Raw genomic sequence first — 12907 nt, forward strand, 5'->3', positions numbered from 1 at the left:
TAGAGCGGAGCCCGGTGTGCGCCGGCCCCGCCATCGCGTTCCGTGCCGGGAGCGGCTAGGCGTGCCCGGAATCGGGGCGTGCCCGTGCGGCGTCCCGCGCCGCGAGGAAGGCGCGCAGTCCGCGACTGAGGGCCAGCCGTTCGGCCCGGGTCATCTTCTGCAGCGCGTCCACCAGCGCCTGGATCCGCCGGTCGGCCACGTCCTGGAGCACATGTCCACCGTGCGGGGTGAGGCTCAGCCGCACCTCGCGGCGGCTGTGCGGATGCAGCGTCCGCTCCAGCAGGCCGGCCGCCTCCAGCCGGTCGCACAGGCGGCTGGCGGTGGGCAGCCCTATGTCCAGCCGTTCCGCCAGCCCCGTCAGGTTCAGCTCCGGAGCCGCCTGGAGGACGCGAAGGGCCCGCAGTTGGTGCAGGGACAGTCGTACGGGTGCCTCGTGGGCGGCCAGTGACCAGAGGCTGGTCAGCTGGTCCACGGCATCAGCGATGTTCCGCGCGACGGCATCAGCGCCGTCGACCGCTCCCTTCGCAGCGTCGTCGCCGGGGCCGCCGAGATGGGTCACAAGCGCGTCTCTTTCAGTAATCTCCAGGCTGTGCGGATGTCCCGCTCATTCAGACGCCCTACCCGAAGCACCGACGCGCAAGCCGCCTCGCGGCGGATCTCTGCCTCTTCCGCCCAGCGGATCTCGCGTACCCCGTACGGGCACGCCGTTAACGCGGGAAAGGTGGCGGCGAGCCGTCGTGCTGGGGCGGATCGGCGGTGGGGGAGTCATCGGGCCTGGTCATCCCGGCTGTACGCGGCGATCAGGTCGTCGACGGCGCTGCCTCCGGAGTCACTTTTGTGGCCTTCACCGTGTTCGAGGAGGGCGGCCTGGGCGCTGCGGGGGAAGAGGGCCTGCTCGTAGACGGTGAGCGCGGTCTCAATGTCGCCGGGGTGTGAGGCGAGGGCCCGGGCGAGTTCGGCACCGTCGAGCATGGCCAAGTTGGCGCCTTCACCATTGGGGGCCGAGAGGTGTGCGGCATCGCCTAGGAGGGTCACTCCCGGCACCCGGTCCCACCGGTGCCCGGTCGGCAGTGCGTAGAGGGGGCGCAGGACCGGCGGGACATCGCTGTCGGTGATCAGCCCGGTGATCTCCGGCGCCCAGCCGTCGAACTCCCGCGCGATACGGGCGCCGGCCGTGGCGGCATCGGTGAAATCGATGGCGCCGAACCACTCCTGCGGTTCGGCCACTCCCGCATAGGCGTGCAACGTGTCGCCCTTCTCCCGGTGGGCGAAGACCTCCCTGCCCGGCGAGTGCGCGACCATCGCACCCGTGCCGACCGTCTTGGCGGCAGCGGGGTGACGGGTGTCGGCGTTGAACAGGTAGGTCTCCACGACCGATTTGCCGATGTACTCGGGTGTGGCGGGGGAGAGCAGGGGCCGCACACGCGACCACGCGCCGTCGGCGCCGACCAGCAGAGCGCTGACAACGGTGCCGCCGTCGGCGAACGTCACCTCGTGGCGCCCGTCACCGAGGGTACGGCTGCCGGTGGCCTTCCGCCCCCACCGGACGGTGCCGGGCGGAAGCGAGTCGAGCAGGATCTGGCGCAGTTCGCCGCGCTGCACCTCGGGGCGCCCCCCTGTGCCGTCGTCGGGTTGCTCGAACAGGACGGCCCCGTCCGGTTGGAGCACCCTCATCGCCTGACGGCCCTCGATGATGATGGCTCGGAACTCGTCCAGCAAGTCCGCTGCGTCGAGGGCCAGTTGGCCGTTGTAGTCGTGGATGTCGAGCATGCCGCCCTGCGAGCGCGCGGCCGGGGACGGCTCCGCCTCGTAGACCGTGGCCGGTATTCCGTGGACGTGCAGGACGCGGGCGAGCGTGAGTCCGCCGAGCCCGGCGCCGATGATCGTGATGTCGGTGGTCATTGAGGTTTTCTCCGTGATAGTGGACTGGGGGGCAGGTCCCCGGCGAGTCGTGCCGGGTGTGCTGCTCCGGTAGGTCGGGACGGTGAGTCGCCGGCGGCCCGGGTCGTTGTGGTCGGCGCCGGACATGACCACTGTCCCTTCGGCCGTCGACAGATCACCGACACGGCACCGACACGGCACCAACAGGGCATCGACGAACGCCGGTACCCGTTCGCACGGAGCAGGCCCCGGCCGCGGCACGCCACTTCGAGAAGCAGCAGGGCCGCGGGCGTACTACACGGCGTACGCCCATCCCGATGCCTCCGCGCGGACGTGCGGGGGCCAGGAACGCGGCGCGCTCCCCGACTTCCGGCGCCGCCACCTCGCGCGCGCCGCTCGCCGTACGCGGAAGGTTGTATGCGCCGGAATATCGATCGCGTGCAGGTGAGGTTGCGCTGTCGTCACGATCAGGGCGCTGCGCAGGAGGTCTCCCCCTTCTTGGGCGAGGTCGCGCATAGATTGATCTGTACACGATGTTTCCGCAGGTCCACGCGTCAGTGTGCGGTACGCGGAAGAGTCGTCGTCCCCCGATTCGAAGGAAGCTGTTTCATTCATGCGCCGCACCACAGTCCGCCGTACCGCCCTCGCCGCGTCCACGCTCTCGCTCGCCCTGCTCGTCAGCGCCTGCGGCTCGGACGACTCCTCGGCGAAGGAGGAGCCGAAGGGCAAGACGTCGTCGGCCGCGCCCGCGGCCGGGGGCCACAAGGCCCTGTCCCAGGCCGAGCTGGACAAGCTCGTCCTGACCGAGGCCGACCTGAAGGACCACAAGGTCGCCAAGCCCACCCCGGCGGACATCGCTTCGAGCAAGACCGTCACGACCGACAAGCCCGCGTGCAAGCCGATCGGTGACGTGATGGCGCTGCGCACGGTCGGTGCTCCCGGCGCCTCCGCCACCCGCAAGATCATCGCGGTGCCGAAGGGACCGGGCGCGGGCGCGTCGGCCGAGGACAAGGCGAAGGCCGGTCTCGAAGCACTGGGCGCGACGGTCACCGCCGACACGCTGGCCTCCTACGAAGGCACTGGTGCGGCCGATGCCCTGGCCACGCTGAAGAAGGCGGGCACGGACTGCGCGGGCGGCTTCGCCCTGATCGCCGAAGGTGACAAGACCGCCTTCACCAAGGTCGCCCCGGCCACCTACACCGGGGGCGACGAGGCGGTTGCCTTCACGCTGACCGCCGACATGGACGGTGTCCCCAGCGCCGTCCACCTGGTGGCCGTCCGCAAGGGCACCACGCTCGCCACGTTCTACGCCATGAGCCTGGCCGGCAAGGCGGAGCAGCCCAAGCCCGTGATCGACGCCCAGCTGAAGAAGCTCGGCTGATCCGAAGTCCCTCGCCCCGGCCGGGAGTTGTCGCCGCGGGCCGGCCCGGTCTCCGTGTGGTTCTGGGCCGGTCGCGGACGACGACGGTGACGGTGACGGCGGCAGGGTCGGACGAGCCGTGTGCGCGGCGCCGTGCACGGGACGGCGCCGCTTCACGACGGGGTGAATCCTTCCGCGCCCCCATCGCCTCTCATAGGTGTGCGGGCGACCGGGTCCGCACGCACCCCACCGGGAGGACCCCATGACCATCGTCGTCATCGCCGCGGTTGCCGCCGCGCTGCTGCTGTGCGCGTGCACCGTCACGCTGCTGCGCCGGAGGCGTCAGCGTGGCTGAGCACAGCTGGCCGGGCGCCACTCTCGTCGCCGCGGCTCAACGCGGTGACGTCGAAGCGCTCACCGCACTGGTGTACGGCTCCTATCCGCATGTACAGCGGTTCGCCCACACGCTGTGTGCCACACCGCAGGACGCGGAGGACGCCGCACAGGAAGCGCTGATCATCCTCTACCGGAAGATCGGCATGCTGCGTGCTTCCGGGGCGCTGGCGTCCTGGATGTTCCGGATCGTACGCAACGAGTGCCTGCGCCGTACCCGCGTACTGCTCCGCCACGAGCCGGTCCACGAGCCCGTCCGGTCCAGCACGGAAACCGACACCGACGCGGCGGGCGGGGCGGCGCGGTCCGCGGAGGAGGACGTGCTGCTGCGGCTGGAGGCCGAACGCGTCGCGGCCGCCGTCGCCGCCCTGCCCGAGGACCAGCGGCAGGTGCTGGTGATGCGGGACATCCAGGGCCTCCCCGGCCGCACGGTCGCCGACCGGCTCGGGCTGAGCACCGCCGCGATGAAGTCCCGTCTGCACCGGGCCCGTTCGGCGGTACGCGAGGCGCTGCGCGAGGAACCCCCGGGAACGAGGAGGACCGACAATGACGCATGACCCGGCCCCGGTGACCACCCGCACCCCCGCGCCGGACCCCGCAGAGGCCCACGGCGCGCCGACGAGCACCGGCTTCGCGAGCGTCACCGTTCCGCGTCATCTGGCCCGCGGTGCCATCGGCTTCGGCGCCCTCGCCGGATCCCTGGCCCTGCTGCCGGTCACCGGCCCGGCGAGCCTCCTGCTCGCCCCGGTCGGCCTGATCGCGCTGCGCGGCTGCCCGATGTGCTGGGCGCTCGGCCTGGTGGAGACGGTCTCGGGGGCCCGGCTGCGCCGCTCCTGCGCGAACGGGAGATGCGAACTGACCCGCGCCGGGTCCTAGCCCGTGGGTATGTGGTCTCGCCGCAGCGGCCGACGAGGCGAGCTGCTGCGGCGAACCGCCGCCGACCGGGCTGCCTTCACGCCATGAAGAGCCCGTCTTCCGTGTCGACGGCTCCCGTGGCTAAGGGCGCTCGGCGGCAGGCTCGACGAACACCAGGACAGACGCCACCTGCGCGCCCTGCTTGTCCTCACCGTGCTGGCCGATCCCGTAATGCGTCTCGACGCGGGTGACGATCAGCGGGTTACCGGTGATCCAGAGCGTCACGGCCTGCCCCACGGCGGGGATGGGCAGGGGGCCTTCGAAGAGGCCGAGGTCGATGGCCTCGTCCCCGCGTTGGTAGAGGAAGGTCATGACCTGGCGCGTGTGGTCGTAGGGGCGCGCCTCGCTCATCTGGTTGCGGGCGAGGAGCGTCTGCGCGATCGCGGCGGGGAGGTGCTTGTCCATCGGGTCATCATGCCTTTCGCCGTCGCTCACGCCTTTTCGAAGCGCCAGGTGCGGTTGAGTCCCGGGCCCGTGGCCTTCTTGTGGATCAGCGCGGGGCGGTATTCACCGGTGTTGGGTGTCTGGTAGATCACGACCTGCTGGTCCGGCTTCGCCTCCAGGACCAGTGCCCCATCATGAGCCATCCACTTCGACACGGGGGACGTTCCGGTCCCCACCAGCCCCACCCCGCCCAGCAGGTGCGGCACGTCCTGCGGAAGGAGATCCAGACCCTGTGCCAGACGGAGCTGGGCGCGCAGCGCCCCCAGACCCACGAAACCGACCGTCTCGCGCAGATCCTCCAGCTCTTCGTCGGCGGCCAGCTCCTGAAGTCGCCGTACGGCCTCTTCCTCCTTCTCCGGATCCGTGGTCATCGCCTCCAGCCTGGCCTGTTCCTCCTCCGCCCGGATGAGCCGGCTCAGCGTGTCCGCGCGGGCCTCGTCCTTCTCCGTGGCGTACAGACCGGCCTGCCCGGCGTCGAGGGCGTACTGGGCGCGGACCGTCTGCGTAGGGGCGCTGACCAGCTGGTTGACCGGATTCATGCCCTCCTGGTCAGGGCGCGTGTCGAAGCACCACTTCTCGTCCTCCGTGCCCTGCGGCTCACGGATGGCGAGCTCGGGGGTGGCGCCGGTGGCCGGTTCCCCGCCGGGAGCCACCGTGCTGCCGTGGGTCTCGCGCGGAACGACGCGTGCCTCGGGCATCTCGCGCGGCGCGTACAGGCACAGACCGGTTTCGACGTTGACGATCCGGAAGTCCCCGCTCGGAAAGCCGTTGTCCATGGGTCCTCTTTCTCGGGTACTCGGGACGGCGCGTTGTGGACGCTCTCAGCCACCGTGCCCCGATGTGATCACCACACACGTACAGGATCGCGCCATGCGACGCCTGGGAGGTCGCCGTCCTAGACGGTTCCGCGCCGCACGGGATCCGCGATGACCGCCGTCACCAGTTTGTGGAGAACGGGCGTAGTGGGCGGCCCGGACTCCCTGTCCGCGAACAGCAGATGCGCGCCACCGACCAGGGAGAGGGTGAGTGAGTCGATGTCGACGTCGGCCGCGAGGCGTCCGAGGTCACGCTCGGCGGTCAGATAGGCGGCGATCTCGGCCGTGGCCTGGGCCAGGATCGCGATGCCGCCTCCGGGTCTCGCTCTCCGCAGCCGTACGCGCAGCTCATCCCGGAAGGTGATGAGGGGGATGAGCGCCACCGGAACGGGTCCGAACAGGGTGGTGAGCGCACCGGTGAGGTTGTCGGCCACCGTGCCCGTACCGGCGGAGTCGCGCAGCGCATCCGTCTGCGTCTCCAGCTGCGCGGCCCGGTCGAGCACGAGATCGGTGAGGAAGGCGTCGAAGTCGCTGAAGTGCCGGTGCAGGACACCCTTGGCGCAACCCGCCTCGTCGGTGACGGCCCGGCTTGTCAGTCCGTTCGGCCCGTCCCGCAGGAGTACGCGTTCGGCAGCGTCGAACAGTTGCTGCCGCGCGTCACGGAGGTGCACCCCGGTCGGCACTTCACCGACTCCTCTCGTACGTCAGACCCTTGTGGCTCGTTGCCCAGTGGGCGTGTGCCCACTAAGGTGGGCGCATGCCCACCTTACCGCGAGAGCATCCGGAACCGTTCCCGGCGGAGCCGCGCAGGGCTCGGAGAATGGCCGAATCGTTCGGCGTCGATCCGCAACGCTACAACCGCTCCCGTCCCGGCTACCCCGATGCGCTGGTCGCACGGATCGTTGCCGGAAGTCCCGGGCCCGAGGTGCTCGACGTCGGATGCGGCACCGGCGTCGCGGCCCGCCAGTTCCAGGCCGCCGGCTGCGCGGTGCTCGGCGTCGAACCCGATGCCCGGATGGCCGACTTCGCGCGAGCCCGTGGCCTGGAGGTCGAGGTGGCGTCCTTTGAAGGCTGGGAGTCGGGCGGGCGGAAGTTCGACACGGTCATCGCCGCCCAGTCGTGGCACTGGGTGGATCCGGTCGTCGGCGCGGCGAAGGCGGCGCATCTGCTGCTTCCGGGGGGACGGCTGGCGGTCTTCGGGCACGCGTACGAGCCGCCCGCCGAGGTGGCCGAACCGTTCGCCGCCGCCTACCGACGGGCGGCGCCGGACTCCCCGCTCAACGGCCAGCCGGCCCGACGCCCGATCGCCCTCTACCAGGCGGCATACGCGAAGTTCGCCGACCGGATCCGTGAGACCGGACAGTTCGGCGAACCCGAGCAGTGGCGATACGACTGGAAGCAGTCCTACACCCGCGACCAGTGGCTGGACCTGCTCCCCACGACCGGTGGCCTCACCGGGCTCCGTCCCGAGCAACTGACCGGGATCATGGACGCGGTCGGCGATGCCATCGACTCCCTGGGCGGACGCTTCACGATGACCTACACCACCCTGGCCACGACAGCCGTGCTGGTCGGCGCCTCTGAACGCCCCCGCTGAGCAGCTCCCCCTCACACGCCCTCCGCGTCTGCCTCCGGCACGTAGTTGCCGTCCTCGTCCAGCGGGATGTGGATGGGGCAGGGGGCCTCGCCCCTGGGGTCGGAAGGGCGGGGGCCTTCGGGCCCGTCAGGGCCCCAGCGCAGCATGCGGCGCGTCCTGACGATCCGGTAGACGACGCCCCGGACCTTGAGCTCGTTGAGCGATCCGGCCCGGAGCCGGTCGGCGCCCGCGACGTATACGGCCAGCTCCTCGGCCGTGCGGGGATCGCAGTCCCCGGCGGCCAGTACGGTACGGGCGTCGGCGTGCACGTCCTTGAAGAGTCCGCGCTGGCGTGGCCGCCATTGCAGCAGGGTGAACTCCAGGGTTCTGCGGGCGTCGTGCGCGGTGGGGTGCAGGGAACTGGACGGCCTCCACCCCTCCCTCCCTCGCTCCGCGACGGCGAAGGCCACGGGCATCAGCACGACGTCCGGGTGGGAGTCCCGGGCCCGGCGCGAGTCCTCCAGCACCGCTCGCGGGAACCGCGATCCGGAGTAGGACAGTTTCCGCAGGGCCAGCCTCTCCGCGGCCTGGGCCGGGGTGACCGGCGCGTCCGGATCCAGCACCAGGCCGTCGTCGGTCCGCCCGGTCGGGGCACCGGGATCCCAGTCGGGCACGGCCGGCTCCGGGTCGCTCGGACGCGGCAGCTCAAGGCCGTCGGTGCCCATGCCCGTGTACTCCTCGGCGCGTACGACGCGGTAGCGGGTCCCCAGGACCGTGAGCTCGGTGACACGCTCACGTTCCAGGCGCGCGACCGCCGCCAGCAGCGCGCGGCGCTCCTCCCTGTCCTTGGCGTGGTCCTTCGCCCGGAACCACAACCGCGAGTTCAGGGTGTCGCGGACCTCTTGGGGGTTGTCGGCCGTCACCGCGACCACCACCCGCCACCGCGGTCCGTCCTGCGCGCTCTGTGCCGCGATGCCGAACAGCGGACCGCGCACCGCCCAGCTGTCCGCCCGCCGCGCGGCGTCCACCGCGTCCGCCTCCATGACGGCTTCCACCGGTTCCACCGGGACCCGTACGACCAGCGGCCGTGCCCGGCCCGATCCCTTACGCCCATGGCTCATGACCCCATAGTGCCGATGGCGCCCTGACCTCCTCAGGGGTTCGGGGACTTTCCCCGGCCGTGACGGCCCCGCCTGGCCGTGAATCGGCTTCGGGTCGCGCTCTTACGGGGGCGGTCCGAGGGCGTGCCGCACGGGCGGGAACCGCCGGTGACCAGCGGTTCTGGTCTGCACGGCCGTTCAACGGGGCGGCCGTGCCCGTGTCTGGTAAGCCGTCTGCCCGGCGGGGCGTGCGCGGGTGCAAGGGGGCGCTCGCCGTACGCGCTCGTGGCTCACGCGCCGCAGAACTCGGCTTCGACGACTCGCTGCTCATGGACGTTCCAGTCGCCGTTGAAGTTCAACGACAGCACGTGCCCGCCGTCCCTCGTGGCCATGGTCTGCGAAACGGAGCCCTGGATGCCGCCGTTGTGCCCCCATACGTCGACTCCGCAGGAAAGCTTGATCTTCATCAGGCCCAGTCCGTACGAGACGGTCGGCATCTCCTTGATCGGCACGGTCGTGGTCATCTCCGTGAGCCGGCGCTTGTCGAGGAGTCGGCCGGAGAGCAGGGCCCGGTAGAACCGGTTGAGGTCATGGGTGTTGGAGATGATCTCTCCGGCGGCGCCCGCGAGCGAGGGGTTGAGCTCGGTGACGTCGTAGGTGGGGCTGCCGGGTTCCGCGGGCCCGGCGAGTTCCCCGGTCAGCTTCGAGTAGGCGCGTCCGCTGGGGCCCGGTACGCCAGACCGGGTGCCGGGCACGGTGGTGGCGTCCATGCGCAGGGGGCGCAGGATCCGCTGCTCGATCTCGCGGGCGTACGTGTGCCCGGTGGCCTTCTCGATCACCATGGCGGCGAGGACGTAGTTGGTGTCGGAGTAGCTCCATCCGGCGCCGGGAGCGAAGGCCGGCCGGTGGGTCATGGCGAGGTGGACGGTCTGCTGCGGCGTCCAGGTGTCGTAGCGGTGCCGGAGGAAGTCGGTGCTGAACTCCCTGCGCTTGAAGTCCGCGTCGTCGGTGTAGCTGTAGATGCCGCTGGTGTGGTTGAGGAGCTGCCGCACAGTGATCTTCGTGCCGTCGTGGCCGTTGCCCTGCACCAGACCCGGCAGCCAGTGGTCCACGGTGTCGTCCAGGCTCAGCCTGCCCTCGGCTTCGAGCTGGAGGACGACCGTGGCCACGAACGTCTTCGTGATCGAGCCCGCCCGGAATCGGTCGTCGGGCCGCGGCTGCCGCCCGGTTGCCAGATCTGCGGTGCCCGCTCGGCCTGCCCAGACATCGTGCCCCCGCTGGGCAAGCGCGATCCCGCCGGGCGGGCCCTCCTTGACCACTCCGTCCAAGGCCGCCTGCGTGGCCTGGTGGCCGCCGCGCGCGGCCGCTGCCTGACCGGTGCCTCCAACTCCCCCCACCGGACTGGCGCCCCCGGCCGACGCGGGCTGGGTGAATCCGGCGGTCATCACGGCCAGCGCGGCCGCCCCCACAACGGCGACCCGCAACCTGGGCACCGCCCCCGGCCCGCGACCCACCTTCCTCCTGGAGGAAGGTGATCCGTCTGCTGCATGGGTGTGCTCGTACACGAAAGGCTCCCGCGAGGCCGGTGGGGGACAACTGGTCTGTGGGAGCCAGTATTTGCGGTCCTGGCCTGCACCGGGATCCCGTCAGCCACCTGCTTTCGGGTGGGGTTAACCCCCTGCCCCTCCTCGTCCCCGTGTGGAGACCTCGGTGTGGGCGATGCCGTGCCCGCGGTCATGAGCTCAAGTTCGCCGGGGCGGACGAAGGCGCGGGTGCCGAGGCTGTCGCGGTGCTCGATCTCCCCGCTGAAGAGCCCGCTGACCGCAGGCCGGTGCGCGGGTGCGGGGCGACGTCCATACCGCCGGACTCGGCGACCCGGTCGGACCCGTAGTGGCCGGCGAAGCACCAGGCGCCGATGAGCGTCCGGGCCCGCTGCGGCAGCGCCGCACATACGGGTGCCCGGCCCCGGCGGAAGCCGTAGTCCGCTCCTCGCCAGGGCCGGGCGTCCCGCTCGCTCGGGCCGTCACGCAGCTGACGCCCGAGAGCTTGATGCGGGTGGTTCAGCGCTGCGGGCCGCGCCGGTCGCCACGACCCGGCTCAGTGCCCCGGCGGCCACGCCTGCCGGTGCCGTCGTCGTACTCGACCTGTTCCTTGCGGACCGTCTCGGAGATCTCCTGCTGCTCGGTGACCTTGTCGGTCTCCAGGCGGACGCGTTCGACGGCGACCTTCTCCTTGCCGACGACGGGGCGCTCCGCGTGCAGGGTCACCTCGGACTCGGCCTCGCCGATGTCGGCGCGGACCTTCTCGCCGTCACGGATCGGCTCGCGCACGACGCGGACTTCCTCGTGGCTGACCGGGATGGTGGTGGCCACGTTCTCCGTCACCACGACCTTGCGCAGACGCGCCCGGCCGACCTCCTGCTCCTCGGTGCCGACGTGCAGACGCTCCTCGGAACGGATCAGCTCGTCCTGACTGCGCGTCTTGTGGCCGTCCGCCGCCGCCATACCGGCCTGGTCGGTGCGGCCGGTGCCGGAGGCTCCGTTGCCGGACAGACCGTAGTGGCGGTAGAGGGCTCGCTCCTCGTCCGCGTCCAGGTGCTGGTCCGCCTCGACGTGCGGGGCGTCGTGCACGTGCGCCTTGTGGTGGACGACGGTGAGCGTGTCGCCGTCGCTGCGCGCCCCGGACAGCGGTACGAAGGTCTCCTTCGTACCGAAGAGACCGGTCTTGACGGTGACCCATTCCGGGCGGCCGGTGTGGTCGTCGAGCCAGACCTGCTCGACGGTGCCGATCTTGTCGCCCTTCGGGTCGCGGACGGTGAGGTCCTTGAGCTCGCCGGTATGGAGGAATCCTGCAGTCATGCTTCATCGCTCCTTTGGAGGATGCGGCCCAGGGGATTCGGTGCGCCCCGTGGGAAAGGCCGCGCCCTGCCACCCATTGCCGCCCCTACCAGGCAGTCCCGCAAACGGTGGCCGCGCGCCTCGGATTCGGCGCGCCGCGCGCTTCCGCGCCGCCAGTGGCTGTTTCGGCTCACCCCTTCGACCGGGGAGCGTTAGGCCATGCGAGCGAGGCGCCTCCCGCGGCAGCGCGCAGGCTTCAGGTGCGCCCAGCGTGGAACACGGTGCTGCGTGAACGCCCGCACAGTCGGGCACCCAGCGCACCAGGGCAGGAGAGGTACGTGCCGGACACGCTCGCATCGACGTACGACCGCATAGGAAGCAGCATCACGAGCCGCGCGGAGCGGTTGTGGGACGTGAGCTCGCTTCTGCACAAGGATCCGGAACCGTCCTACGAGGAGCACCGCGCGGCCGCCACACTGAGCGGGGAACTGGAGGGCGCCGGATTCCGGGTGGAGCGCGGTGTGGCCGGTATGCCGACGGCGTTCCTGGCGCGCGCCGGCACCGGCGAGGGGCCTCGTGTGGCGCTGCTGATGGAGTACGACGCGCTGCCCGGGCTCGGTCACGCCTGTGGGCACAATCTGATCGCCGGGGCCGGTCTCGGCGCGGCGCTCGCGCTGCGTGACGCGTTCGCGGAGATACCGGGGACCGTGCTGGCTGTCGGCACGCCGGCGGAGGAGCGGGGTGGGGGCAAGGTGGCCGAGGTGGCCGCAGGTCTCTTCGAGGGGACGGACTGCGCGCTGATGTTCCATCCCGGTGTGCGGAACTGGTCGTGGGCGCCGCTGACCGCGCAGACTCAGCTGCGGCTCGGCTTCCACGGCCGGTCGGCGCACCCCACGGGCAACCCCACCGAGGGTATCGACGCCCTGGCCGCGCTGATCCAGTTCTTCAACACCGTCTCCGTACTGGGCAGGCGTCTGCCGTCCGGTTCCCACATCCAGGGCATCGTGACGCGCGGCGGCGAGGCCACCAACATCATCCCCGAGTACGCCGAGGGTCTCTTCGGGCTGCGCGGGGCCACGACCGCCGCCCTGGAGGAACTGGCGGCCGAAGTGGCCTCCTGCGCCCGCGGGGTGGCGCTGGCGACCGGCACCAGGGTGGTGGTGGAGCGCGTGGGGGAGACGTATGAGCACTTCCGCGACAACGACGTGCTGTCGCGGCGGTTCGCCCGCCACATCGCCCGGCGCGGGATCGAGCTGACCGAGCCCGTTCCGGGGGTGTACCTGGGCTCGTCCGACATCGGCAACGTCAGCACCCGTCTGCCCGCTATCCACCCGTTCGTCGCGATCATGGACGCCGACGCCTCCGACCACACGCCCGAGTTCGCGGAGGCGGCGGGCGGACTGCGGGCCCGCGAGGTGATGCTCGCCGCCGCCGAGGCGCTGGCGTGCACGGCGGCCGACGTACTGCTCGGCCCCGGTGTCCGCGAGGAGGCGTGGGCGCGGCTGCGGGAGAAGGCGACGGCGGGGCTGTGATCTGAAGGCGGCCGGGGTGCTGATGCTTTGAAGGCGGGCTGTGATCTGAGGGCG

At 71.3% G+C, this 12907-nt stretch carries 13 protein-coding genes and 1 pseudogene; 5 read left to right on the top strand and 9 right to left on the bottom strand.

The window, feature by feature from the left end; all coding sequences use genetic code 11:
• Nucleotides 1–55: 55 nt before the first annotated feature.
• Both ACZ4MU_RS08970 and ACZ4MU_RS08975 read right to left on the bottom strand, forming a co-directional pair.
• Nucleotides 56–559 carry a MarR family winged helix-turn-helix transcriptional regulator gene (locus ACZ4MU_RS08970; RefSeq protein WP_467872883.1) on the bottom strand — a complete coding sequence of 168 codons (504 nt, stop codon included), beginning with the start codon at nt 557–559 and terminating at the stop codon, nt 56–58.
• 206 nt (nt 560–765) lie between these two features.
• The gene (locus ACZ4MU_RS08975; RefSeq protein ID WP_467872885.1) at nt 766–1902 is read right to left on the bottom strand and encodes an FAD-dependent oxidoreductase; all 1137 of its coding nucleotides are present in this window, start codon (nt 1900–1902) and stop codon (nt 766–768) included.
• 592 nt (nt 1903–2494) lie between these two features.
• On the opposite strand from ACZ4MU_RS08975, the gene ACZ4MU_RS08980 reads away from it, so the two are divergent.
• From ACZ4MU_RS08980 to ACZ4MU_RS08990, 3 genes are all read left to right on the top strand, one after another.
• The gene (locus ACZ4MU_RS08980; protein ID WP_467872888.1) at nt 2495–3262 is read left to right on the top strand and encodes a hypothetical protein; all 768 of its coding nucleotides are present in this window, start codon (nt 2495–2497) and stop codon (nt 3260–3262) included.
• A 326-nt stretch (nt 3263–3588) separates the two neighbouring features.
• Nucleotides 3589–4191: an RNA polymerase sigma factor gene (locus tag ACZ4MU_RS08985; RefSeq protein WP_467872891.1), complete on the top strand. Its 603-nt coding sequence runs from the start codon at nt 3589–3591 to the stop codon at nt 4189–4191.
• On the top strand, nt 4181–4510 hold the full coding sequence (locus ACZ4MU_RS08990; protein WP_467872894.1) for a hypothetical protein: 330 nt from the start codon (nt 4181–4183) through the stop codon (nt 4508–4510). The genes ACZ4MU_RS08985 and ACZ4MU_RS08990 overlap by 11 nt, the downstream gene beginning before the upstream one ends.
• Nucleotides 4511–4630: 120 nt before the next feature.
• Here ACZ4MU_RS08990 and ACZ4MU_RS08995 read toward each other — a convergent pair whose 3' ends face one another.
• The 3 genes from ACZ4MU_RS08995 to ACZ4MU_RS09005 all read right to left on the bottom strand — a co-directional run bounded on the left by ACZ4MU_RS08995 (nt 4631) and on the right by ACZ4MU_RS09005 (nt 6491).
• Nucleotides 4631–4954 carry a hypothetical protein gene (locus ACZ4MU_RS08995; protein ID WP_467872896.1) on the bottom strand — a complete coding sequence of 108 codons (324 nt, stop codon included), beginning with the start codon at nt 4952–4954 and terminating at the stop codon, nt 4631–4633.
• Between the two features lie 26 nt (nt 4955–4980).
• Nucleotides 4981–5769: a hypothetical protein gene (locus tag ACZ4MU_RS09000; RefSeq protein WP_467872898.1), complete on the bottom strand. Its 789-nt coding sequence runs from the start codon at nt 5767–5769 to the stop codon at nt 4981–4983.
• Nucleotides 5770–5888: 119 nt separating this feature from the next.
• Entirely contained in the window at nt 5889–6491 is a 603-nt protein-coding gene (locus ACZ4MU_RS09005) for a TetR/AcrR family transcriptional regulator (protein WP_467872900.1), read from the bottom strand.
• Nucleotides 6492–6565: 74 nt separating this feature from the next.
• Here ACZ4MU_RS09005 and ACZ4MU_RS09010 point away from each other — a divergent pair, with 74 nt between their 5' ends.
• Nucleotides 6566–7405 carry a class I SAM-dependent methyltransferase gene (locus ACZ4MU_RS09010; RefSeq protein ID WP_467872903.1) on the top strand — a complete coding sequence of 280 codons (840 nt, stop codon included), beginning with the start codon at nt 6566–6568 and terminating at the stop codon, nt 7403–7405.
• 11 nt (nt 7406–7416) lie between these two features.
• Here ACZ4MU_RS09010 and ACZ4MU_RS09015 read toward each other — a convergent pair whose 3' ends face one another.
• From ACZ4MU_RS09015 to ACZ4MU_RS09030, 4 genes and pseudogenes are all read right to left on the bottom strand, one after another.
• Nucleotides 7417–8505 carry a DUF5954 family protein gene (locus ACZ4MU_RS09015; RefSeq protein ID WP_467872905.1) on the bottom strand — a complete coding sequence of 363 codons (1089 nt, stop codon included), beginning with the start codon at nt 8503–8505 and terminating at the stop codon, nt 7417–7419.
• 269 nt (nt 8506–8774) lie between these two features.
• Nucleotides 8775–9929: a serine hydrolase domain-containing protein gene (locus tag ACZ4MU_RS09020; protein WP_467873587.1), complete on the bottom strand. Its 1155-nt coding sequence runs from the start codon at nt 9927–9929 to the stop codon at nt 8775–8777.
• A gap of 252 nt (nt 9930–10181) precedes the next feature.
• Nucleotides 10182–10425: pseudogene (locus tag ACZ4MU_RS09025) on the bottom strand (pirin family protein); the annotation flags it as partial.
• A gap of 119 nt (nt 10426–10544) precedes the next feature.
• Nucleotides 10545–11342 carry a DUF2382 domain-containing protein gene (locus tag ACZ4MU_RS09030; RefSeq protein WP_467872907.1) on the bottom strand — a complete coding sequence of 266 codons (798 nt, stop codon included), beginning with the start codon at nt 11340–11342 and terminating at the stop codon, nt 10545–10547.
• Nucleotides 11343–11659: 317 nt separating this feature from the next.
• Between ACZ4MU_RS09030 and ACZ4MU_RS09035 the strand changes: the two genes are divergently transcribed.
• Nucleotides 11660–12853: an amidohydrolase gene (locus ACZ4MU_RS09035; RefSeq protein WP_467872909.1), complete on the top strand. Its 1194-nt coding sequence runs from the start codon at nt 11660–11662 to the stop codon at nt 12851–12853.
• Nucleotides 12854–12907 lie beyond the last annotated feature (54 nt).

It is taken from the genome of Streptomyces sp. NPDC026377 (assembly GCF_055567715.1).